We start from the raw sequence: 24,351 nt of genomic DNA, 5'->3' as shown, positions 1-24,351 counted from the left end.
GGAAAGATAGCTGGCAAATTGACTTAAAAAAATGTGAGAATAACATTGATTAAGGATATTCCTGCAAAAAGAATACGGTTGAACTTGATTTATTCATATCTTTTTACCGATTTTTGCAGAGTTTGTACATGGGTTATTAAATTCCATTACTTTTGTAGCAAACCCCAATTTCTTTTAGCAAACATTTAATTTTTATAACAAACCAAATCAGCTTAATTATGAGGTATTTGTTTACAACATTATTGCTCATCTGCTTTGTGGCGTTCCAGTCCATAAAAGCACAAGACATACAGGTGAGTGGAAAAGTAACCGATGGAGATACCGGTGAAGCGCTTTATGGTGTAAATATTGTAGTAAAAGGCACGACTATCGGAACAATTTCCGATTTTGACGGCAACTACGAAATGAAAGTGCCACGCGGCAGTACATCTCTTGTTTTTTCTTTTGTGGGATATGACCTGATTGAACAGGAAATTGGCAATGGCGGCAAATTTGATATAGCACTTAAACCCACTTCTTTTGAGTTAAATGCCACAACCATTACCTCAGGCAGACGCAAAGAACGTGCGTTAGATGCTCCGGCTTCTATTTCTGTAATTGAAGCCAAACAACTCAAGAATGTAGTTACAGCCAGTCCAAGTGATTATCTCACGACTGCTTCGGGAGTGGATGTTATGAAAACGGGATTGACCGGAAATGCGGTGGTGGTAAGAGGTTTTAACAATGTTTTTGGCGGCTCGCTGCTAACTTTGGTGGATTATCGCATTGCAGCAGTTCCGTCTTTAAGGGTAAATGCCCAACAAATGATTCCGACCTCCCCCTTTGACATTCAGCGTATCGAAGTCCTGAAAGGTCCGGCTGCAGCTATGTATGGCCCTAACAGTGCCAACGGAGTTGTTCATATCATTACCGAATCTCCGCTTGACATGAAAGAAAGTTTCAGAACTACTTTAGCAGCAGGTGTTGGTTTAAGGTCAAAAGTGGACGGCATTTTAGATGACAACGTTGACGATGCAAAACCTCCACTTTATGACGATGGCAGCCGTCATGCAATTACCGGAACACTCAGACATGCCGGAAAAGCCATGAATAAAAAAGACGGAGTAAAAATCGGTTACAAAATATCAGGCAAGTATTTTACCGGATTTGATTGGCAATATGACGACCCCAACGAAATAGGAACTATTACAGATATCAACGATCCAAACTATGGCAAAGTTATCGTCCTAAACCGCCAAACGGCCGAAGGAACCATTTATACCAACGATACTGTTCCTAACCTTCGCGATAATGAAATCATCAATTACAATTTTGAAGGTAGAGTTGATTTCAGATTTAAGAAAAACATGGAACTCATTTTTACCGGCGGGCAAAACAGTTTTACAGGTATCGAAATGACCGGTTTGGGTGCCGGACAAGGTAAAAACTGGAGATATACTTTTGGACAAGCCCGTTTTATCTGGAAAAATCTGTTTGCTCAGGCATATATCAACACCAGCAATGCCGGTGAAACTTATTTGTATCGCTCCGGCAACTTAATTATTGATAAATCAAAGTTTATTTCCGGCCAAATTCAACATAGCAGCACTTTAGTTCAAGACCGCTTAAAGCTAATTTATGGGGTAGATGCTTTGCTTACCCGCCCGGATACTGAAAGCACCATCAACGGTAGAAACGAAGACGATGACAATATCAACGAAATTGGTGGTTATTTGCAGGCAGACTTCAAAGTAATTGACAAACTCAACCTGTTGTTAGGTGGTCGTGTTGACAAACATACTTTTGTCGAAGATGTATTTGTATCTCCAAGAGCTGCTGTAGTTTTCAAACCTAATTACAACACTACGTTGAGAGCAACCTATAACCGTGCCTTCGGTTCGCCCTCTGCTTTGAATACTTCTTTAGACATTTTGAGCGGAGCCCTTCCAACAGGAATTCAGGTTCGTGGAACCGGCAACCGCGATGGTTTCTTCTATAGCCGCGATGATGGAGGGTTACCTCAATATCGAACCCCTGCTTCCGCATTGTTCGGATTACCCACAAGTACCTATTACAACTTAGGTTCGGATAACGGTGCCACAGCAGGCTATCAGTTAATCGTTACAGGGTTGAGTAATGGTCTGAAACAAATCATCGAAGACAGAGGATTGCCCATAGCCCCTTGGGTGGTTGACTCAATTGTGGCTAAAATTCTCCCTGCCTCTCTTACCGGTGTTGGAAGTAAAGTAAGAATGTTAAATCTTGCCACACGAGAGTTTGACGAGGTGGACCCTTCAACAATTGCTGATTTTGGATCGGTTAAAAATTCAACCACCGAAACTTATGAATTAGGTTATAAAGGCATCATCAAAAACAAACTGCTCATTACTGCTGATGCTTATTATACAAAAATCAAAGATTTTGTTTCTCCCTTAGTACTTCGTACTCCAAATGTATTTTTAGATCCCGTATCCTTAAATCAATATATAGCACCATTGATTACTGAAAATATGGCTAACCCTGCAAACGTTGCATATGCAGCAGTAGTCAGTCTTGCCTTGGACACCGCACAGGTTGTTAATGGAATTACCGTTAACGGAAACTCAAACGGAACAGGAACAGATGAGTTGATTACCCTTATCACTACAGCCGGTGCCATTGCTCCTTACGGAACTATTAACCCAACTTCATGGAATGACCCTGCAATGTTGCTTACCTATGCCAACGTTGGAAATGTAAAAGTATGGGGAGCCGAACTTGGCGGTACTTATTTTGTAAATGACAACTTCCGTATTGGGCTAAACTATGCTTTTGTTAGCGATGATGAATTTGAGTATGAGGTAGGAGAAGAAACCTATACTTTAGCTTTAAATGCACCCCGCAACAAAATACAAACAGCTATTGACTATAGTTTGACCAAAATTGGACTCGATATTGGTCTTAAATATCGTTGGTTACAAGCTTTCCCTGTCAACACAGGTGTTTATGTCGGAGATGTAGATGCGGCCAATATTGTTGACCTCGCTTTAGGCTATGCTTTGCCGTTCTCAAAAGATACGCAGATTTCATTGAGCGTTCAAAATGTTTTAGGCACAAAATACCGCTCAGTAGTAGGTGCTCCGCAAATTGGAAGGTTTACCCTTTTCCAAATTGCACACACTTTCCGAAGTAAAAATTAATATTGCTTATTTCTAAAGTTCAAGCCTCTTTCGTATATTGCGAAAGGGGCTTTTTTTATGTCTTGTTTAATTTATGATGAATTTGAACAATCCTATTTGAATGACCAACTTTTTATTTCCAGGCTTGTTAATCAAAATAAGTAACTTATCAACTATCAAATAATTACAAAGGCAAATTTGTTTAGACGCGATATAAATAGGTATAAAAAAAACAACTAAACGTACAACCTAAACGGATATGCCCTAATTTTACAGGCACAAAAATTTATTGAAATATGTCGAATCCTATCGCTGCTAACCCAAACTCATTAAAGTGGATGGGGCACTTTTTCAGTTCATCATTTGGTCGCAAATTGGTCATGAGTCTTACCGGTTTGTTTCTATGTCTTTTTTTGGCAGTACACATGACCGGCAATTTGCAGTTGTTAAAATCAGATGGAGGGGAAGCCTTCAACAAGTATGCTTATTTCATGACTCATTTTGGCCCGATAAAAATCGTCTCATACATCACTTATTTCTTTATCCTTCTTCATGCCGTTGACGGTTTGGTGCTTGCTTTTAAAAACAGGCAGTCAAGGCCCGTAAAATACGCCGCCACTCCTAAAGGCAGTTCCTGGGCAAGCCGCAATATGGCGGTTTTAGGCACCGTAATTTTGGTATTTCTGGTGATTCATCTCAAAAGCTTTTGGTTTGAATTCAAATTTGGAACTTCTACCCCTATGGTAACCTATGATGGTGTGGAATATAAGAATTTGTATGCCATAGTGGTAGCAGCATTTTCACAGTGGTGGTATGTTTTGCTTTACTTAGTCTCGCTGCTTGCTTTGAGCTATCACCTGATTCACGGTTTTCAGAGTGCATTTCAAACACTTGGAATCAACCATAAAAAATATACCCCAATCATCAAGGCATTAGGTTGGATTTTTTCCATCGGTGTAACTTTAGGTTTTGCAGTTCAACCGGTTTACCTTTATCCTGACTTTGACAGTTAAATGAGATAACCCGTTAATAATCAATGATAATAAGAAATAAGAAACCGCAATTGTAGTGGCAACTTTTTTTCTTAGGCTATTGTTTTTAAGACAATATGCTTACATTTGCGGTATGTTTGTAAAAGCCACTAAATCTAAAAACCATACGTATATTCAGTTAGTGGAATCTTTTCGTGAAGGAAAGACTACCAAGCACAAGGTAATTGCCAACTTTGGTCGCCTTGACCAGTTGCGTGATTCAGGATTCCTACTATCAGTTGGGCAGAAATTGCTGTCATTGAATAACACGCCTTGCATTGGGGCAGAGAATTTGCAGGAAACTGCACGCTTCTGTTATGGTCATTTGGTCTATAAAAAAGTATGGGAGCAACTTGGCATCGGAGAAATTATCAAAAAATGTGCTAAGGGAACAAGGATAAAGTTCGATATAGAAGAGGTGATTTTCTATTGTGTGATTCATCGTCTGTTGAAAAGCAAATCAAAACATCAAGCATTTAAAGATCAGAAATTGTTTTATGGGCTGGAAACATAATTGGGTTGCAAGAAATTTACCGAAGTTTAGATTTTTTGTGTGATAAAAAGCAGGCAATTGAGACACAACTGTTTTACCATAAAAAAGGCGTTTATGCTAAGCCCATCAAGTTGCTTTTTATGATGTAACGAATTATCACTTTGAGACAAACAGAGCAGATGCTTTACGCGAATTTGGGTTTAGCAAAGCTGGAAAGTTTAATGAAGTACAAGTGGTGATGGGCTTATTTATAGATAGCACAGGCAGACCGATAGGCTACGATCTTTTTCCGGGTAATACTTTTGATGGTCAGACGATGGTAGATGCGCTGAAAATGTTAGAAAAGCAGTTTAATATAAGAAAAGTCATTGTAGTAGCCGACAAAGGTCTCAACTCGAAAGAAAATTTTAATTTAATACGTCAAGCGGGCTATGACTACATTGTTAGTGCCCGCTTAAAATCGATGCCCCAAAAGTTGGTACAAAAGATTTTGGCAACTAATGATATGGAGACAAAGACTGTGTGCGAGGATACGGGTGAAGTAACATTTAGCTGGAAAGTGTTGGATTACGAAACAACCTACAGCGATGCCAATAAAAAGAAACAAAAATTGCAAGATAAACTCCTAATTACTTGGAGTGCCAAAAGGGCAGCCAAAGACGCAAGAGACAGGGAAAGACAAATACAAAAAGCAAAAGTCAAATTAGACAACGGAGCGGACTTGCAAAACAAAAGGGGGCTAACCGATTCCTGAAAATGGCGGAGAGTACCAATACAAAAGCTGCTGAAATAGACCAAGAACGAATAGATGAAGATGCAAAATGGGATGGTTACTACGGCATACAGTATAGTAAAACGGATATGACGAACGAAGAAGTCTTGGCAAACTACCATCAATTATGGAAAATAGAAGAAAGTTTCCGGTATTGAAGACCACCCTATCCACTCGACCAATTTTTCATTGGACACCCAAAAGGATAAAAGGACATTTCATGACCTGTTTTTTAGCATTCATGCTCGAACGGACGGTGGAACTAACCCTAAAGTTTGCAAACATCAACTTAAGTCCATGCAGTATTAAAGAAGAACTCAATCAAATGCAATTGTCTGAACTAACAATTGATGATAAAAAGTACTTGCTGAAAGGTGCTGACACAGCATTAACCAACAAAATCCTTTCGGCATTTCGTATCCCTCCGTTCAAAGACTTAACTCCAGCGAACTAAATAACCCGTTTTGTAGTGGCAACTATGCCATTTTGAGAAAACTTAACTCGCTGATTATCAATGGTTTGTGAAATTTAACTGTCAAAGTCAGGAAAATAAGTAACTTATCAACTATCAAATAATTACAAAGGCAAATTTGTTTAGACGCGATATAAATAGGTATAAAAAAAACAACTAAACGTACAACCTAAACGGATATGCCCTAATTTTACAGGCACAAAAATTTATTGAAATATGTCGAATCCTATCGCTGCTAACCCAAACTCATTAAAGTGGATAGGGCACTTTTTCAGTTCATCATTTGGTCGCAAATTGGTCATGAGTCTTACCGGTTTGTTTCTATGTCTTTTTTGGCAGTACACATGACCGGCAATTTGCAGTTGTTAAAATCAGATGGAGGGGAAGCCTTCAACAAGTATGCTTATTTCATGACTCATTTTGGCCCGATAAAAATCGTCTCATACATCACTTATTTCTTTATCCTTCTTCATGCCGTTGACGGTTTGGTGCTTGCTTTTAAAAACAGGCAGTCAAGGCTGTAAAATACGCCGCCACTCCTAAAGGCAGTTCCTGGGCAAGCCGCAATATGGCGGTTTTAGGCACCGTAATTTTGGTATTTCTGGTGATTCATCTCAAAAGCTTTTGGTTTGAATTCAAATTTGGAACTTCTACCCCTATGGTAACCTATGATGGTGTGGAATATAAGAATTTGTATGCCATAGTGGTAGCATTTTTTCACAGTGGTGGTATGTTTTGCTTTACTTAGTCTCGCTGCTTGCTTTGAGCTATCACCTGATTCACGGTTTTCAGAGTGCATTTCAAACACTTGGAATCAACCATAAAAAATATACCCCAATCATCAAGGCATTAGGTTGGATTTTTTCCATCGGTGTAACTTTAGGTTTTGCAGTTCAACCGGTTTACCTTTATTTATATGGTTTATAACAATTCTGCTTCAACAAATACATTTTTGCTGAGGGTTCACCTGCTTTTTAATAAAATTGTAAACCTTGTAACGAATTGTTGCTCTCTTAGCTTATCAAAATAATTGTCTCAGAAATTAAATATCAGACGACCCAATTAACTTTTTTATATGAAATTAGATTCCAAAATTCCTGCCGGAAGGTTAGAAGAAAAATGGGAAAATTACCGCTCTAAATGCAAATTGGTTTCTCCGGCCAACAAACGCCGGTTGGATGTCATTGTTATCGGTTCCGGGCTTGCAGGTGCCTCTGCTGCTGCAACCTTAGGCGAGTTGGGATATAAGGTAAAATGTTTTTGTTTTCAGGATTCTCCGCGAAGGGCGCATAGTATTGCAGCACAGGGAGGTATCAACGCCGCAAAAAATTATCAAAATGACGGCGACAGTATTTACCGGTTGTTTTATGACACGATTAAAGGAGGAGATTACCGTTCAAGAGAAGCCAATGTTCACCGTCTTGCTGAGGTCAGTGTTCAGATTATTGACCAGTGCGTTGCACAAGGTGTCCCTTTTGCCCGTGAATATGGTGGACTTTTAGCCAACCGCTCTTTCGGAGGCGTTCAGGTTTCGCGAACATTTTATGCTCGCGGTCAAACCGGACAACAATTATTGTTGGGTGCATACAGTGCCCTTAGCCGTCAGATTGCAAGCGGTTCCGTCAAAATGTATAACCGGCATGAAATGCTCGATGTCGTGGTCATTGACGGTAAAGCCCGCGGAATCATTGCCCGAAACCTCATTACCGGAAAACTGGAACGACATGGTGCTCATGCTGTTGTTTTAGCCTCAGGTGGCTATGGCAATGTTTTCTTTTTATCTACTAATGCCATGGGCAGTAATGTAACTGCTGCCTGGAAGGCACATCGCAAAGGTGCTCTTTTTGCCAATCCATGTTTTACACAAATTCACCCCACTTGCATTCCCGTTACAGGGGGCTATCAGTCCAAACTGACTTTAATGAGCGAAAGTTTGCGAAACGACGGGCGAGTTTGGGTGCCTAAAAAGAAAGAAGACCGACTTAAACCCCCTCAACAGATACCCGAAGAAGACCGCGATTATTATTTGGAGCGCATGTATCCTGCTTTTGGCAATTTAGTGCCCCGCGACATTGCTTCACGAGCCGCCAAAGTAGTTTGTGATGAAGGGCGCGGTGTGGTCAAATCGGGCTATGCTGTTTATCTCGACTTTTCCGATGCTATTAAACGGTTGGGCAAATCTGTCATTGCTTCTCGATATGGCAATCTTTTCGACATGTATCAAAGAATAACTGACGACAACCCTTATGAAACCCCGATGAAAATTTTTCCTGCTGTTCATTATACAATGGGAGGTTTATGGGTAGATTATGATCTCAGTACTAATATTCCGGGTTTGTATGCGATTGGCGAAGCCAATTTTTCCGATCATGGTGCAAACCGTTTAGGTGCCTCTGCTTTGATGCAAGGTTTGGCAGACGGATATTTTGTGTTGCCTGTTACCATTGCTCAGTTTTTGGCCGATGAAATCCGCACTCCTTCGGTCAATACGGATCATAAAGCATTTGAGGAAGCTGAGGCTCAAGTCAGCGAGCAACTCGAACGACTGCTCAATATAAAAGGAAATAAATCGGTGGATGACTATCATCAGGCTTTGGGAAAAATCATGTGGGACAAATGCGGAATGGCGCGAAACAAACAGGGATTGCTCAAAGCACGAAAAGAAATACAGGATTTAAGGGATGAATTCTGGCAAAACGTATATGTTCCCGGCACTCAGCTCGAATTTAACTCTGAACTGGAAAAAGCAGGAAGATTAGCCGATTACTTCGAACTTGGAGAACTCATGGTGATTGATGCCCTGAACCGGGAAGAATCTTGCGGAGGACACTTCAGAGAGGAATTTACCGATAACGGCGAAGCCTTGCGCGATGACGAAAACTTTAACTTTGTTTCAGCATGGGAGTTTACCGGAACCGGCAACGACCCTGTATTGCACCGCGAAGCTTTGGTTTACGAAAACGTAAAACCAAGTACCCGAAGCTACAAATAATTTTTAATATTTTTTTATCAAAACAGTATTGTTAATCCGTTTTGTAAACTGTTTTAATTATGAAATTTACGCTTAAAGTCTGGAGACAAAAAAATTCGCAGGATAACGGACAATTTGAAACGTACCATATAGAAGAAATTGATAACGAAATGTCGTTTTTAGAAATGATGGATGTGCTGAATCAGCAACTCATCAAAGATAAAAAAGACCCTGTTGCTTTTGACCACGATTGTCGGGAAGGTATTTGCGGAATGTGTAGCATGGTAATCAACGGACATCCGCATGGACACCAAAAAGCAACCACTACTTGTCAATTGCATATGAGAAGTTTTAAAGACGGTGATACCATTGTCATCGAACCATGGAGGGCAAAAGCATTTCCTGTGTTGAGAGATTTAGCAGTTGACCGAAGTGCATTGGACCATATTATTCAGGCCGGGGGTTTTATTTCGGTCAATACCGGTAGTGCTCCGGAAGCGAATTCTGTTCCTGTTCCGCAAGATATGGCAGAAATGGCGATGGACGCTGCTGAATGTATTGGTTGTGGCGCTTGTGTGGCTGCTTGTAAAAATTCATCGGCTATGCTGTTCTTAAGTGCTAAAGTCTCACATTTAGCCTTGTTGCCACAAGGAAAACCTGAACGCAAAAAGCGTGTAATCAGCATGTTGAAAGCACATGATGATGCCGGTTTTGGTAGTTGTACCAATACAGGAGCTTGTGAAGCCTATTGCCCAAAAAGCATTTCAATCACCAATATTGCGCGGCTAAACAGAGAATTTTTATCTGCAGCACTCTCTTCGGAAGAAGCGCTTTGAGCATTTCCTGAAGAATCTTCAGGAATAAAAATTTAAAGCAACGAATGACTGCCTCTTGTTGATTTTCTCAGATTTCAAAATCTGATTTGCAAAAAACTTTTCCCCGAGACAATAAGTACAAGGATATGCAGAAGCGATACAACGCTGACGTGTATCCTTTGTTTTTTTGTGAAGTGATAGTTGTGATAACAAAAAAAATGTAATTTTGTGAATTGCGAACATACCGGAGCAGTTTAAAAACATCATCCATGCAGTTTTTAGATTTTGAAAAACAAATAGCCGAGCTACATGAAAGAATTGAAAAAGTAAAGGAGATAGGAGGTACGGAAGGGGTAGATATTTCAAAAACGCTTGATGAACTCACCATCAAATTGGCAGAGGTAAAACAACAAGTGTACAGTAACCTGACTCCCTGGCAAAGGGTGCAATTATCCCGACATCCTGAACGTCCCTATTCTTTATTTTATATCAACGAAATGGCAACTAATTTTACCGAGTTGCATGGAGATCGCTTGGTTGGAGACGACAAAGCAATTGTAGGCGGATTTGCCAATCTAAATGGAAGAACTGTGATGTTTATCGGACATCAGAAAGGAACAGACACCAAAAGCCGTCAGTATCGCAATTTTGGAATGGCAAATCCTGAAGGATATCGAAAGGCTCTCCGGTTGATGAAATTGGCTGAAAAGTTTTCAAAACCGGTTATTTGTCTTATAGATACTCCCGGCGCTTTCCCCGGCATAGAAGCTGAAGAAAGAGGGCAGGCAGAAGCAATTGCCCGCAATCTGTTTGAAATGAGTAAGCTGAAAGTCCCTATTGTTTGTGTCATTATTGGAGAAGGTGCATCAGGTGGTGCTTTAGGCATTGGCGTTGGCGATCGGATTTTGATGCTCGAAAACACCTGGTATTCTGTAATTTCTCCCGAATCATGTTCATCAATTCTTTGGCGAAGTTGGGAACACAAAGAAAAAGCAGCCCAACAATTACACCTGACTGCCAACGATATGCTTTACTTTAAATTAGTGGACGAAATCGTCGAAGAACCACTTGGTGGCGCTCACAGAGATTCTCAAAACATGGCTAAAATTCTCAAAGAAAGAATCCTCAAAAACCTTAAAGATCTCGACCAATTAAGCCCGGCAGGAAGAGTGGCTCAACGGATTGAAAAATTTACCGCAATGGGCAAATTTGAAGAAGTTTAAATCATTTTTTCCCCGAACAATTATGTTTTACGATAACCGACAGATATAAATTGTTTTAAAAATAAAAAAGCTCCCTCCTAAACTATAAAACTTGAAATCCTGATTTACATTTTATTATCCCGATTTTAATAGTCAAACTTCAAAAACCTGCTTTTTCATTCTTCTCTTTACCCGTACCTTAGGAATGTGGCAATCAATACAGCTGTTTTTTTACCGCTATTTTATGCAAAAACGACTGAAAGCACATCATGTAACCCATGAAGTCGTAAATTTGCATCAGGCAAATGAAGTCGGGATTTTGTTTGATGCCACCAATGAACAAAACATAATTTGGATAAGGCGTTTGACGGAAGCACTCGAAAAACGCAAAAAAAAAGTAAGTATCTTGGGATTCATCAATTCCAACCATCCTAATGAACAAATAGCTTATCCGTGTTTTTCGCTAAAGGATACCAACTGGTATTTACACCCCGTTCAATATATGCCTGTTTATTTTTGTGAAAAAAAATTTGACATTCTTATTAACGCTTTCGTACATCCTGTTGAAACCTTAGAGTATATCTCAACATTTTCAAACGCAAGGTTTCGGGTCGGTTGCTTTGCCGATGACAAAACCCATTGTTACGACTTGATGATCAATCTGAAAGAATCAGATTCGCTTTCAGAATTTTTAAACAATACTTTACATTACCTCCAAATTATCAACAATAATGAGCGCTAAAATAGAAATTAAAGGATTGGGAGTGGCTTTAGCTACCCCGTTTTTAAAAAACGGCGATATTGACTTCGCCGGATTAGAACGCCTGATTGAATACCAGATACAAAACGGGGTCAACTATTTAGTATCTTTAGGTACAACCGGAGAATCTGTTACTTTGGACGACCACGAAAAACAAGCCGTACTCGACTTTACCATAAAAACCGTGAATCGGCGCATCCCTGTTGTTGCAGGTTTTGGAGGAAACGATACCCGAAAAGTAATCCATCAAATTCAGGATTACCATTTCAACGGAGTTGACGCTATTCTCTCGGTATGCCCCTATTACAACCGTCCAAATCAGGAAGGGCTATATCAGCATTTTAAAGCAATTGCCGAAATTGCGCCAAGACCGGTTATCGTTTACAATGTTCCAAGCCGTACCGCCTGCAATCTGGATGCATCTACTACCATTCGTCTGGCAAAAGACTGCCCGAATATTATTGGTATTAAAGAGGCTTCCGGGAACCTGACCCAATGTTCTCAGATTATTAAATACAAAGGGCGAAAAGACTTTTATGTTATCTCGGGCGATGATTTTATCACTTTGCCCGGCATAGCCTGCGGAATGGATGGGGTAATTTCAGTGATTGGTAATGCCTTCCCTGCTGAATTCAGCGCATTAGTAAGGGCTGCGTTGGAAGACGATTTCAAAACTGCCCGGAAAATGCACTACCGGCTACTTACAGTCATGGAACTCCTGTTTGCCGATGGAAGTCCGGGTGGTGTTAAATATGCCCTCCATGTATTGGGAATTTGTGGCTATACTTTAAGGCTTCCGCTCGTTCCGCCCAATATGCAGGTTCGTGAATCTTTGACCAAAGAAATGACTCTGTTGCTGCAACCGGCAGAACAAGGAAGCATCGGTCAATAAAAGTTGGTTTGGAGAATTTCTATTTATTCGTTCCTGCACATTTTTAAACTGCCTGCAAGGATAGTCTGAATTTTAATCTAAAAATTCAGTTATCCCTCATTTTATATCTTCTATTCAAAAGATAAAGCCAATATTAGGACTTCGGTATAAAAAATTTGAGCTGTTTAATTTTGAACAACTGCCAAGTTAGCCTCAAAACTATGAATATGCAGGAATCTCTGTTAAAAAACTGTTTCATTGCTTGTTTTTTCTATATAACACAAACAGACCCCTCCCCTATTTTACCATAGCCAAAAAACAAAAAATGGCTGCCATTAGCCAAAAAAAGCCGACCAAATCCTTAATTTGGCAAGCCTGTACCGATTTTAAAAAAAATGAGTTAAAAAAGCCCAAAAAAGGTTTCAATTTTAATCTAAGAAATGATAATTTTAAACAAGGAAATTGATTTAAAAACTTATAAAATTGCAATTTTCAAGTGAAAAAAGTCAATTTTATCTATAAGAATTGTAATTTAAAACACAAAAATTATAATTGAACCGAATTAAATTACAATTCAAGGAACAAAAACCATTTTAGAAGAATTTTTATTTATAATTTTCAAAAAGAAAAAGGCAATTAAACTCTCTAAAATTGAAATAAAAACTTTAAAAATTAACAACTTTTTGGGTAAATTTTACATTTTTTTAGCAAATTGTATCCGTTTTATAGCTTAAACAGGTTTTAAATCTATGTTAAAGGGGGCGTTTTTTATCCAAAATGACTACCCCAATAATTTAACATATTTAATATCGTTTAAGTATCTTATTTTAAAGGTAAAAAAATACAATAGGTTAAACTATTGTTTGACAGTTTACAATTCCGTAATTCTTTTGTAATTTTGTTAAAATTTTGAACGAAAAAAAAGTTTGGCATCAATTTTTCTGTGTTAATAATTGATAAAAAAGATTGAAACATATTCAAGGGTAGTTACAATTTAGTACCTTAGTACATTAAAGCCCGATAGTTATGAAAAAAACAGTATTTACAATAGTTTTTGCGGGTATTTTGGGTTTAGTACATCTCAGTTTAAAGTTTCCTGAAACCCAAATTCAAGATCATAAACTTCAGTTTACCTTCAACATAGAGCCGGTTACATTAAATCTTACCGGTGCTCAATTTGCTCCTGCTTTCTTTAAAAACGGAGTGGTTTTCGGCAACAGTAAAAACTACCGTCAGGAAAATAGCGGAGTTTCACCTGCCGGATTTTCTTCCTTATTGTATTTTGCCGAAATGAACAGCGATCATTCTTTGAAATCGCCTCAAAAAATAAAAGGTAAAGGTTTGGTCGGATTTGAAACTTCAGCAGCTTTTTTTAGCCCGAACGGTACTGATGTTATTTTAACAAGGACAAAAGACAAAACCGGAAAGACGAATGAAACCACGCAAGGCTTGTTTTTTGCTTCCATGAAATCTGACATTGAAGTGGGTGACTTAGAAGCATTTGCTCATAATTTCAGCCATTTTGATGTAAAACAGGCTGCCTTATCGCCCGATGGCAGTATGTTGTTTTTTGTTTCAGATTTACAAGGGGGCGTTGGAGGAACTGATTTGTATATTTGTTACAAAATTGGCAGCAATTGGAGCCGTCCTGAAAATTTGGGCAGCAAAGTCAACAGTATATACAACGAGAGTTTCCCTTTTATGACTGACGACGGAACCCTCTTTTTTTCTTCCGCCGGATTTGACAATCAGACAGACGGAACCGACATTTTTTATACCCGTAAATATGCAGGAGAATGGTTACATCCGGTTAAACTTCCTGCTCCGGTTAATTCAGCAAAAGATGATTTTGGATTTATTATTAAATCCGATTCTTATGGTATTGGTTATGGTTATTTTACCTCAAACCGCAACGATCAAACCCGCCTTTTTTCATTCAAATCTACTATTCTCAAAAATGAACCTGAAGTATCTGAAGAATTAGATGGGTTCATTACACAATCACAAAATAATAACGAAGCTGAATATTCTTACCAATCTCAAGCTGTCGGACATGAAGCCCTTCTCAATGGTATTGTTGGGATGAACAAATTGTTTTTCCCGCAAGGAAAATGGACAATTGTTCCGGAAACCGGAAGGGAGTTAGAAAAGTTGGTTTTCTATATGAATCAAAACCCGCGATTGAGCATTTCAATTGGTGTTCATACCGATTCGAGGGGAGATGATGAAGCCAATCTTCAGTTAAGTACCAAACGTGCCAATGCAATTCAAACCTTTCTCCTTTCGCGCGAAATCAGTACTTCCCGTGTTACGGCATTGGGGTATGGCGAAACCCAATTGCAAAACTATTGCCGCAATGGAATGAACTGTAGTGATGAAATGCACGAACAAAATAACCGGGTAGAAATTAAAGCTACTCCCGAAAGTGTTTATGCCGTAAATTGGGGTGCTGCGAATTATTCCGGTTATACCGCAAATGGTCAAACTGTTAGTTATGATGTGCCTGTTGCAAGAGATATTGATTTACAAGGAGCAGACAGGGGAAAATTATTTTACAAAGTTACAATCGGACCTTATGATCGTATAGACAACCGGGTTTTCTATGAATGTCGTCAAATAGACCACACTCTAAATTTTGAAGATACTCCTTCCGGTAAATTTATTGTTTTAGGTCCATTCGACAATATGCAGGAGGCCTATAGGAGCAAGTCTTATCTTGAAATGCGAGGCATTTCAAAAGCCAAAGTTAATAATATCAGCGAACCTGCTCTTACTCGTTTCCAACCTGTTTCCAAAGAACTGTTTGATGAAAGTTCAACTGATGCTACTTTCCAAATTTTTGTGGGACCTTTTAAACATGTGGACAATAACACTTATCACAGGTTTGCCAACTTAGGAACCCCGATTCACATTGAATACTCCCCAAAAGGGATGATGATTGTATTAGGCCCTTACAAAACTATGAATGAAGTTGAACAATATAAAGAATTGGTGAAAGAACGGGTGTCTTCAAACAAAACCAAAGTTGTAGTTTATAACGACGATGAACCGGTTGAAGAAAAACAACAGAAAAACCGATTCAGGTTATTCTCCAAAAAATAATTACAAAAAACCCTGCTTGAGATAATCTGTTATCTCTTCAAATTTTTCTATTTCCGGCATTTGCAAATTGTATGCAGGTGCCGGATTTTGTTTTTGTTTAAAAAATAGCTTGAACAGATGCTCTTCCGGTATGATTGATTTTGTTGTTACCGGCTTTTCGACCATCATATCCAAAATTTAACTGCATATTATTGGCAAGGCGGGTATTTAAATTAATACTCCAAAGATAGTTGCTTCCGGGTTGCAGTCCTTCCAACAAATTATAGGCTGCCGGGGTATTGAGTGTGCCTTTATAGGAAATCAGAACATAAGAAATACGGGCTGTAACATTGCTTTTTACAGCGTTTCCAAACTGAGTGTCGAGACTTAGTTTTTGTTGTTTTGCCGGAAAAACAGTTTCCGTCGAATAATCTGCACTGTTTTTGTAAGTATAGGTTCCGGTTAATCGGAATTTTTTATTCAAAATCAAGTCAGCAGCAGGGTCAATGCTCCAATATTTAATCTGATAGTTCTGGCTGATAAAAGCCTGTGAGTTTCCTCCCAATTTACCTTTGTTTGCCGAAAAACGAATGCTTGTTTTGTTGGTAGGAGAAAATCTTACAGAAGGCTTCCATTCAGTTTTGGTGCGGCGGTCAACTCCATTGATTAAAAAATTAGTGTTAACAAGATGCAATTGTTGTGCGTTCAACTCCCATTTAGGATGATTTCGGTTTACAAATACAGCATTTTGAATATTAACACTTTCTGCCACTATTTGTCCAAACTCAGCATTTCCGCCTAAAGGTATATACGCTTTCCATTTTTTTAGTACCGATTCACGCCGAATTGTAACTGCACTTTGAGTTGACAACAAACTGATTATTTTTTTGAGTCCTCCCGCTTCATTAAACCAGACAGCTTTGGGTGTTAAGTTAAGAGACTGATTAAATTGTACGATATTGGTGGGTTGGTATTGACCGGTTGGTAACAACAGGCGAATGTAAAAAGCCTCAACCATATTGTTTTCGGTTGCCGGAAAAAACTCGTCTAATTCTTCAATTCCGTTTCCGTTGTCCACCCAAACAAAATTGCCCATACCATTACTAACCTTTTCATAATAATACTCCGTTTGCTGCCTTTGTCCTGAACCAATCTGATATTGTGTGGTACTGCGCAACCAACCTTTTCCCACCGATTTTACAAAACTAATATCACCAAGTAATGTGTTGAGTTCAACAGCTTTTAAAATAGTGGTGTCCGTTACTTTGAGGTTTCTGTATGTGAAATTATAGAGCAATTGGTTAGAAGGATTTTTGGTAAAAGCACCGTTTAAATTCAGGGTGTTTCCGGTATTGGCGAGGATAAATTCCTCTTTCTCCGGAGCATAATCCCACCTTTTAATAAAACTGATGGCAAACCTGTTAGCGCTTGTATCTGAAGTTTTGGCAAAAGCCTCTAATTGATTGTAATAAAAGCTTCGGCCTATCAGGGTATCAGCTTGGGTAAAGCGGTTTTTTTCTTGTTCTCCCCTAACTCCTACCTGCCATTTCTGTTTGTTGATTGATTTGCTGATTTCCCCATTAGGTCTGAAAAACCGGCTATTCTGATTATTTGACAAATTCGATTGAAGACGACTCATATTAAAGACTGCTGACCATCCATTTTTACTTTTGTGTTTTAGATTTAAGGTGTGCATCAAACCTTTATAAAGGCCATCTCCTTTGACATAAGCACCCAACTGATAACGAAAGTCTGAGTGATTACCAAATTTTAAAGCCACCGATAAGTTCCCAAGATGTTCGTTTGCCGGTTGATCGGTCGAAGTTGTGCTCCAGTTTCGGGTAAATTCAATTTCGCGGAAAGGTTCAAGCGGATCGAACTTGCCCTGTACAAACTCGTAATGGGAATTTGTCAGCAGTTTAATGTTTTTGTTTTTTTTGAGGGTGATTGTGCTTTGATGTGCAATTCGGGCAGCTATTCCTACATTTTCCTGATTGTTTAAATCTGAAAATGTATTCGGGTCGTTTTGACTGAGTGCAAATTCTGTGGTAATTTTATGATTGATATTGGGGTTTATATCCATAGCTGCACTAATCATCCGGTTTCTTTTAGGGGTGATGATCTTGATAAATGGAGCAAAACTTCCTTGCCTTATCCCGGTAATGCTATCGGGAGCTACCCAATTAAAAATTCGACCGTTTACATTGCCTTCTGACAAAACATAATCGCCGTTGCCTGACCCTACAAAGCTAAAACTAACATTGTAAAGGGCAGTCAGGGGGTTAACTGAATAAACAAATACAGAATCGAAAAGCACATTATTGACCAAACTGTCAATCAGTGCATACATGACCCTGTCTCCGTTAAAACCTGTATTTTGCCAACCCGGTAATACTGCCTTTTCCACATCATTTCCAATACTTTCAAGGATTTCTAAATAATTATCAGGCAATGTTAAGTCTGCTAAAAGTTGATTTTTAGCATCCTGTTCTGAAAAATAATTTACTCTGAAAGCAGTTTTAGGTTGTTTTAAAGAAACACTTGCCTGAAGCAACGACCTAAGATAGGTTTGATTGGTATATTGAAATTCAATGGTTATCCGTTTGTCTTTGTTGATAATTTGCTGAGGGGTAAAAGTTAATTCCGCAGTGTTATAGTCAATCACATAATCGAGATTTGCTCCTCTTGTAAGCAATTTGCCATCAATGAAAACCCGTTCACTTCCAGATAATACTATGATGAACGATTCCCCATTTGCCCCTGTAAGTCTGTACGGTCCTTGGTTGCCCTCCAAACCATTAATGACCAAACGGTGATAACTGCCTCTTGCCACTGCTCCGGATGCAGAAGTAGCCATTTCTGTTTTATAGCGATTTCCAAACGATACCCCGGAAGTTGCGCTAATTCCCTGTAAACGCCTGACATATTGCATAAAATAGTTGTTTTCAGGAGTTCTTAAGTCGTAATCTCCGAGCAAAAGGGCGTGTTTGTTTTTCTTTAATTGAATAAAAATCCGGTCAAACTCCTGAATTTGCTGCGTATTTCCTTCGGGCTGAAAAGGGATATTGTTATCAGTCAGAGCAGCAGTAATTTCAATATCTCCCGGAAGTTTTCCACTCATCTGAAGGTTGAAATTAGCGTTAACAGTAGCATCCTGATTACTGCCAACGGTAATTCCCCTGCCAAAAGTGCCGCTATAATCCAAACCACCCATATTAAAAAGGTCTGTGCCCGATTGTTGTTTGTTTCGCAATATGTATTCATAATAACCTGCAGGTTGTTCGGCCAAAGGTATTACTCTCAAGGTGTCCTTGTGCGAATATTGTTTGATTAGCAAAAAAGGGAAAACCCGGTAAACAACACGAACCGAATCAAAAGAGGGAATCGTCTGCCATAGAATGTTGGCAGCAGCATGATTGATAATATAATGGGCCTCCGGAACTAAGATGGCAGTATCTGTTCTGAAAACCCGGACAGAATTTGGAGCAATTGAAAGCGTATCCAGGGTAAAGGCCTGATCAGTAACCGGAATAACTTTGCTTCTCAGGTTTTCAAGCAACTGTGCATTTGCATTTTGACAAAACAAACATAGACCTACCCAAAAAAACAAAACATTCTTATAACCCCCTGCAACAACAAAAAAGTGTTGATGGTGAGTAAAAAGATGCAATGGATTTCTTAAGGTTTTCCGCAGATGGATAGTCAAAATAAAAGGCAAATATTAAAAAATACCAATCAATCAAGGTGATTATCAAAGATGCTGATTTAACTCATTAGGTTGTACTTGTAAAGCAAAAACCCCACCTGCCTATATAAAAGGTAAGGTGGGGTGTTTATAAAATAAGAATAATATTGCTAACTGAAAAGTTCTGTTAAAATTTGATAGATTACGTAACAATAAAATACCGGTTAAAGATTTACCGGATGGCTGGAAGAAGGACGGGTCCAAACGGTTGTTCTTCCAATAAAAGAAAAACCGATATAACCCCTGATGGACAATGAGCCATTATCATTCAGCCACATTTTACAACTATAAGTTTTACCGGATTTAGGATCATAAATGGTCCCGTTTTGCCATAGTTTGCTGTCAGCGGTATAGGTGAAATTTTGGAGAATTTCTTTGCCGAGCAATTTTAATTTTTGTTTGGAAGCATCCGGGTTCTTCTCATCCAGAGTGTTCGGACCTTTCTTTAGCCAGATAAGTTTACCATAAAAGGAGTCTCCTTTTTTAAAAATTTCTACTGCTCCATCTTGTTCTTCGTTCAGCCATTTTCCGATTACCTTATCGGCGGAATTTAATGTAATAGCCGACAAGAGAGACAACGTAGTACAACAAGCCAAAAAAAAAGCAATCCCGATAGTAAAATTTTGTTTCATAGTCAATTCTTTGGGGGGTGTTTAACTTGAAAATAGCTTCCAAAATAAGACATTTAGCGAAATGTATAACTCTTTTAAAGGAATCTAACAAAACGCAGCTTTCTTTGTTTTATTTTATGTTAAGACATACCTTCAAGGATCTTCCCGCCAACAAATGAAAATAGTCTGCTTAATAGCATCATCATTGCCAATAATCTGTTCAGTGAGGTTCATTGATGATTTTGATGAACATCATGATTTGTCAAAATTTCGCTTTTCGTCAATCTGCCGGTACTCCTTTCTTCTGTTATAATCCTGATAATTGAAACTTTGCTCCGTTTTTGATAGAAATCATTTTATATTTTTTGGGGATAAATTCAGGAAAAATGTTTTATTCTTAGATATTGTTGTACGTCTGAGGGTAGTAGATGTTTTTATTTATAACTTTATGGCAGAAAAGCGTAGAAAAATTGCATTTTCACTATAGTAGTGCATCTAATCTAAAACGGAGCTTCTAACAGCAATTGGCTAATTCTGAAACCTATTAACAATTTCCAGCTAACTATTTTACAAAATTTAAAAAAACTCCTTATGAAGTATTTTAAACTCCTTCCAATATTATTGTTTAGTTGCGCCATCTTTTTATTTGCCTGTAATAGCAATTCTGAAGCCGGCAAACAAGAAGAAGACAAAGAATCGACGATAATTTCTGACCCGCCTGCTATGCCTGATGCAACAACTACTCAAGAGCCAGCTCAAAATGCAGCAGGAGTTTGGCACTATACCTGTAGCAAAGGTTGTCCCGGAGGTTCCGGAACGGCCGGTAATTGCGCCACCTGTGGAGGTCCTTTAGCACATAACTCGGCTTACCATTCCAACACGAATAGTTCACCAACAACATCTCCAACAATTCCTTCACCTACCCCTCCTTCTCCTGCCGAACCCGCTCAAAACGCAGCAGGAGTTTGGCACTATACCTGTAGCAAAGGTTGTCCCGGAGGTTCCGGAACGGCAGGCAATTGTAGCAATTGTGGTGGACCCTTAACACATAACACTGCTTATCATCAGTAAAGAGGTTAGGCAGCATCGTTTACAAAGTTAGTAGTTAATATGGTTAGGCAATTCACCTTCCGTTAGAATAGCCTAATCTAAAAACATTTTAACCCAAATTGGCTTTGGTTACTACACATTTCCGCCATTAAGAATAAAACCTCTGCAAATAAGGTTAAAACTATCTAATCTACATATCAAGATTGGAATACCCGGATGTCTTGCATTATTTCCGGGCTTACACTGTCTATTACCCTTGCCTCATATTTGAGTAGAGAAACCCTATAGGTCAAAACAACTTTGTGTTTTTAGGTTGGCACTTGGAGGGATGAAATGAGTTGGCTGATTTAAAGCGACAGTTAATGACATTTTACGTTTTCTGTCGGATTTTTACCCATTTTGGGGCTGATATAGGGAATCCCAAGGTTTAGTCCCCGAAGGATAAATAAGGCAGCAAAAAATATCATGATAACCGGAAGTGCGTTTTGCAATTTTCGGCGGACATTCAAGCTCATCAAATTGCCTGCCAACGAAGCAGATAGCATCATTGGAATTGTTCCCAAACCAAATAATGCCATAAAAATAGCACCATTTAAAACTCCGGAAGTTGTAAGGGCGGCGGCCAAACCGATATATACAAAACCGCAAGGTAAAAATCCATTTAAAATTCCAATACCTAAAAGGGTAAGCGTTCCGTTTGAACGCAGCAAACCGGATAATTTTTGTTTGATATAGGTGGTGAACTGTCGGACTACACCTATTCTTTGTACCCAGTAATCTAAATTAACTGAAAAAACAGCCATCAACAAAAGAAGTATTCCCAAAACTATTGAAAGTGCCTGTTGATAGCCCGAAAGCGCAATCCCTTTTCCGGCAATTCCTAATAAAGCTCCTAAAAAGCTATACGTCAATACTCTGCCGACATTGTAAATCAAAACATTAGCTATTGTTTGAAATTTGCCCGGACTTCTGAAAGGCAAAGCCAAAGCAATTGGACCACACATCCCAATACAGTGAAAACTGCCCAACAAACCCAATGTAAATGCTGTCCAAAGGTACATGGCAATTTATTGTTTAATCAACAGGTCTTTTTTGAAAGTTATGGTTTGGTTGGAGAAAATAAATTTCAGTTGAATACTCAATCAATAAAAACAGTATGCTCTGTATAAAACGGCGTTTTCCCTGTTGACCATTCTATTTTAACCCTCCACAATCCACTTTTCAGATTGGAAGCACTTATGCTTTGCTTATTGGTACTGTCTGCGTCAATCGGTGTTTCAAAATCAAGTTTTCGGTCCGAAGGTCTGAAAAAAGTGATATTCCCCTGCAATTTTTCCTCTAAATTGGGGTATTCAAATACTAAAAGTTTTTTGTCGGCCTCATAATTTAAAGAAATATCGTTCTGTAAACTTTTGGTGTTTTTTATCTTCTGTATTTGAGTTTCATATTTCAAATCTTGTTCGTAGTAATTATCAGCAACCAGATCAATGTTTTCCCTTACCGACAAAAAAACCATAAATAACATCATAGCGACAAACGAGCAATAAAGAATGACTATTTTCCAACCCCAGGAGATATACATAATTAGATGATTAAACGGTAAAAAAATACTTTAACCTTAGAAGAAATTGTATATGAAATCATTAGGTACTACTTGATAACAAAGGGTCCTATGAAATTGGTTTTTATTCTATCCATTTTTTTGCCTTTCGCATAAACTTCTACAACTACTGGTGTATTTCTACTGCTTAAATCAGATTTGGGCAGGTCAATAAACAATACTTTGTCGGTTGTACTTTGCTTGCTTAGGGTAAAAGTTAACTCATTGACAGCCGAAATTTTGGAAGCATTCACTTTTTCGTTACTGTTTTGTCCTATAATTCTTAAAGTTGCATGTTCAGGAGAAGCTATCTTTACAGTTACCGGTAATTCGTTTGTGCTTTTGTTGACCAATTGAAGGTTATAGAGATTGCTGATGGTTGCAGAATCAACTTCCTGATATAAAGTGCCCGCGGTTCGCAACAATGTTGCTTCAACTTCTCCTCGATTCACAAGTAAATATCCTACTAAAAAAAGCATTAAAACCAAGACTCCGGAATAAGCCGCGATACGGGTTGTAATATGGAAATGGGTCTTATTGACTATTCCATTAAATGAAGAATAACGAATTAAGCCTTTGGGACGATTTACTTTTTCCATTATAGAATCGCAGGCATCTATACAGGCAGTACAATTAATACATTCAAGCTGAGTTCCGTTTCTGATGTCAATTCCGGTCGGACAAACTCTGACACATAAACCACAATCAATACAATCACCTGCTTGTTGTATTTGAACCGAAGCGCTATCGCCTGAAATTTGGAGCGCATCAGCCTGGGGTTTAACGGTATCCGCTTTTTTTATTTTTGTTCTTGGTTCACCTCTTACAAAATCATAGGCAACAACAATAGAGTCTTTATCCAACAAAACTCCTTGCAATCGTCCATAGGGGCAGGCAACCAAACAAACTTGTTCGCGGAAATAAGTGAAAACAAAAAAGAAAACACCAGAAAAGGCAATCATGCTGAAAAAGCCGGCAAGATGCTCTGAAGGTGGTGATGTGATAATGTCTAATAATTGATCAATGCCAATGATATAGGCTAAAAAGGTATTGCTGATAAAAAAAGAGATGCCGTAAAAAAGAGAAAGTTTTGAAACTTTTTTCCTTATTTTTTCACCATTCCAGGGCATGGCGTTCAGTTTTCTTTGTTCGTTTGCATCGCCTTCAATCCAGTATTCTATTTTTCTAAAAACCATTTCCATAAAAATAGTCTGAGGACATGCCCAGCCGCAAAACAAACGTCCAAAAGCAACAGTAAACAAAACAATGAACAGCATCAGGGTCAGCATTGTCAACCCAAACAAGTAAAAATCCTGAGGGAAAAATGTAAGTCCGAATATTATGAACTTTCGTTCCAGGATATTGAACAATAACAAAGGTTCATGATTGACCTTTATAAAAGGTATTCCGAATAACAAAGCCAGCAAGAAAAAACTTACATAAGTGCGCCATTTATAAAAAAAACCTTTTTGTTTTTTGGGATAAATCCATACACGTTTACCATGTTGGTCTATAGTTGATACCGAATCCCTGAACGACTCATCTACGTGTTCGTAGAGTTCTTTCACATTCAATTCGCTCATTAGAAAAATATTAAAATTGGTTATCCGATATAGTGTTTGAGAGCTTACCGGAAATAAAAGGTTCAAAAAAGGTAACCCTAATAGGTTACCTTAATGGATATAGCCCCTAAAAATCAAAAATAAAAAGAAAAGTCCGGTTATAAAATTTTGGTACCGC

The 24,351-nt window shown here is 38.6% G+C and carries 17 protein-coding genes and 2 pseudogenes; 14 read left to right on the top strand and 5 right to left on the bottom strand.

What is annotated here, in order from left to right; genetic code table 11:
• Positions 1 to 218: 218 nt before the first annotated feature.
• The 13 genes and pseudogenes from IPM47_10420 to IPM47_10360 all read left to right on the top strand — a co-directional run bounded on the left by IPM47_10420 (position 219) and on the right by IPM47_10360 (position 15,626).
• Positions 219 to 3,158 carry a TonB-dependent receptor gene (locus tag IPM47_10420; GenBank protein ID QQS31297.1) on the top strand — a complete coding sequence of 980 codons (2,940 nt, stop codon included), beginning with the start codon at positions 219 to 221 and terminating at the stop codon, positions 3,156 to 3,158.
• 317 nt (positions 3,159 to 3,475) lie between these two features.
• On the top strand, positions 3,476 to 4,150 hold the full coding sequence (locus tag IPM47_10415; protein QQS31440.1) for a succinate dehydrogenase cytochrome b subunit: 675 nt from the start codon (positions 3,476 to 3,478) through the stop codon (positions 4,148 to 4,150).
• Positions 4,151 to 4,205: 55 nt separating this feature from the next.
• Positions 4,206 to 4,682 (top strand): hypothetical protein, encoded by a 477-nt coding sequence (locus tag IPM47_10410; GenBank protein QQS31296.1) that lies wholly within the window; start codon positions 4,206 to 4,208, stop codon positions 4,680 to 4,682.
• Between the two features lie 106 nt (positions 4,683 to 4,788).
• Positions 4,789 to 5,415: pseudogene (locus IPM47_10405) on the top strand (IS1634 family transposase).
• A gap of 2 nt (positions 5,416 to 5,417) precedes the next feature.
• Positions 5,418 to 5,591, top strand: coding sequence for a hypothetical protein (locus tag IPM47_10400; protein QQS31295.1), 174 nt, complete (start codon positions 5,418 to 5,420; stop codon positions 5,589 to 5,591).
• Positions 5,561 to 5,887: a hypothetical protein gene (locus IPM47_10395; GenBank protein QQS31294.1), complete on the top strand. Its 327-nt coding sequence runs from the start codon at positions 5,561 to 5,563 to the stop codon at positions 5,885 to 5,887. Before IPM47_10400 ends, IPM47_10395 begins: the two co-directional genes overlap by 31 nt.
• Before the next feature lie 318 nt (positions 5,888 to 6,205).
• Positions 6,206 to 6,832 (top strand): annotated as a pseudogene (locus IPM47_10390) (succinate dehydrogenase cytochrome b subunit).
• Between the two features lie 148 nt (positions 6,833 to 6,980).
• Positions 6,981 to 8,897 carry a fumarate reductase/succinate dehydrogenase flavoprotein subunit gene (locus tag IPM47_10385; GenBank protein QQS31293.1) on the top strand — a complete coding sequence of 639 codons (1,917 nt, stop codon included), beginning with the start codon at positions 6,981 to 6,983 and terminating at the stop codon, positions 8,895 to 8,897.
• Between the two features lie 59 nt (positions 8,898 to 8,956).
• Positions 8,957 to 9,712 (top strand): succinate dehydrogenase/fumarate reductase iron-sulfur subunit, encoded by a 756-nt coding sequence (locus IPM47_10380; protein QQS31292.1) that lies wholly within the window; start codon positions 8,957 to 8,959, stop codon positions 9,710 to 9,712.
• Between the two features lie 248 nt (positions 9,713 to 9,960).
• A complete protein-coding gene (locus IPM47_10375) occupies positions 9,961 to 10,914 on the top strand; it encodes an acetyl-CoA carboxylase carboxyltransferase subunit alpha (protein ID QQS31291.1) in 954 nt (317 codons plus the stop codon).
• 223 nt (positions 10,915 to 11,137) lie between these two features.
• Positions 11,138 to 11,635 carry a hypothetical protein gene (locus IPM47_10370; GenBank protein ID QQS31290.1) on the top strand — a complete coding sequence of 166 codons (498 nt, stop codon included), beginning with the start codon at positions 11,138 to 11,140 and terminating at the stop codon, positions 11,633 to 11,635.
• Complete coding sequence (locus IPM47_10365; GenBank protein QQS31289.1) at positions 11,625 to 12,545, top strand: 4-hydroxy-tetrahydrodipicolinate synthase; 921 nt, start codon at positions 11,625 to 11,627, stop codon at positions 12,543 to 12,545. Before IPM47_10370 ends, IPM47_10365 begins: the two co-directional genes overlap by 11 nt.
• Before the next feature lie 1,005 nt (positions 12,546 to 13,550).
• Entirely contained in the window at positions 13,551 to 15,626 is a 2,076-nt protein-coding gene (locus tag IPM47_10360) for an OmpA family protein (protein ID QQS31288.1), read from the top strand.
• Positions 15,627 to 15,723: 97 nt separating this feature from the next.
• Here IPM47_10360 and IPM47_10355 read toward each other — a convergent pair whose 3' ends face one another.
• Together IPM47_10355 and IPM47_10350 are read right to left on the bottom strand one after the other, a co-directional pair.
• Complete coding sequence (locus tag IPM47_10355) at positions 15,724 to 19,164, bottom strand: hypothetical protein (protein QQS31287.1); 3,441 nt, start codon at positions 19,162 to 19,164, stop codon at positions 15,724 to 15,726.
• 350 nt (positions 19,165 to 19,514) lie between these two features.
• Positions 19,515 to 19,982 (bottom strand): DUF2147 domain-containing protein, encoded by a 468-nt coding sequence (locus IPM47_10350; GenBank protein QQS31286.1) that lies wholly within the window; start codon positions 19,980 to 19,982, stop codon positions 19,515 to 19,517.
• 570 nt (positions 19,983 to 20,552) lie between these two features.
• Between IPM47_10350 and IPM47_10345 the strand changes: the two genes are divergently transcribed.
• On the top strand, positions 20,553 to 21,032 hold the full coding sequence (locus IPM47_10345) for a hypothetical protein (GenBank protein ID QQS31285.1): 480 nt from the start codon (positions 20,553 to 20,555) through the stop codon (positions 21,030 to 21,032).
• Positions 21,033 to 21,370: 338 nt separating this feature from the next.
• On the opposite strand, the gene IPM47_10340 is transcribed toward IPM47_10345, so the two are convergent.
• The 3 genes from IPM47_10340 to ccoG form a co-directional block, all read right to left on the bottom strand.
• A complete protein-coding gene (locus IPM47_10340) occupies positions 21,371 to 22,072 on the bottom strand; it encodes a sulfite exporter TauE/SafE family protein (GenBank protein QQS31284.1) in 702 nt (233 codons plus the stop codon).
• A 77-nt stretch (positions 22,073 to 22,149) separates the two neighbouring features.
• The gene (locus IPM47_10335) at positions 22,150 to 22,593 is read right to left on the bottom strand and encodes a FixH family protein (GenBank protein QQS31283.1); all 444 of its coding nucleotides are present in this window, start codon (positions 22,591 to 22,593) and stop codon (positions 22,150 to 22,152) included.
• Between the two features lie 68 nt (positions 22,594 to 22,661).
• A complete protein-coding gene (gene ccoG / locus IPM47_10330; GenBank protein ID QQS31282.1) occupies positions 22,662 to 24,194 on the bottom strand; it encodes a cytochrome c oxidase accessory protein CcoG in 1,533 nt (510 codons plus the stop codon).
• Positions 24,195 to 24,351 lie beyond the last annotated feature (157 nt).

The sequence above is a fragment of the Sphingobacteriales bacterium genome (assembly GCA_016700115.1).
GTDB lineage: Bacteria > Bacteroidota > Bacteroidia > Chitinophagales > UBA2359 > UBA2359.
Note: the sequence above shows the minus strand (reverse complement) of the source record. Positions and strands in the feature narration are given on the sequence as shown.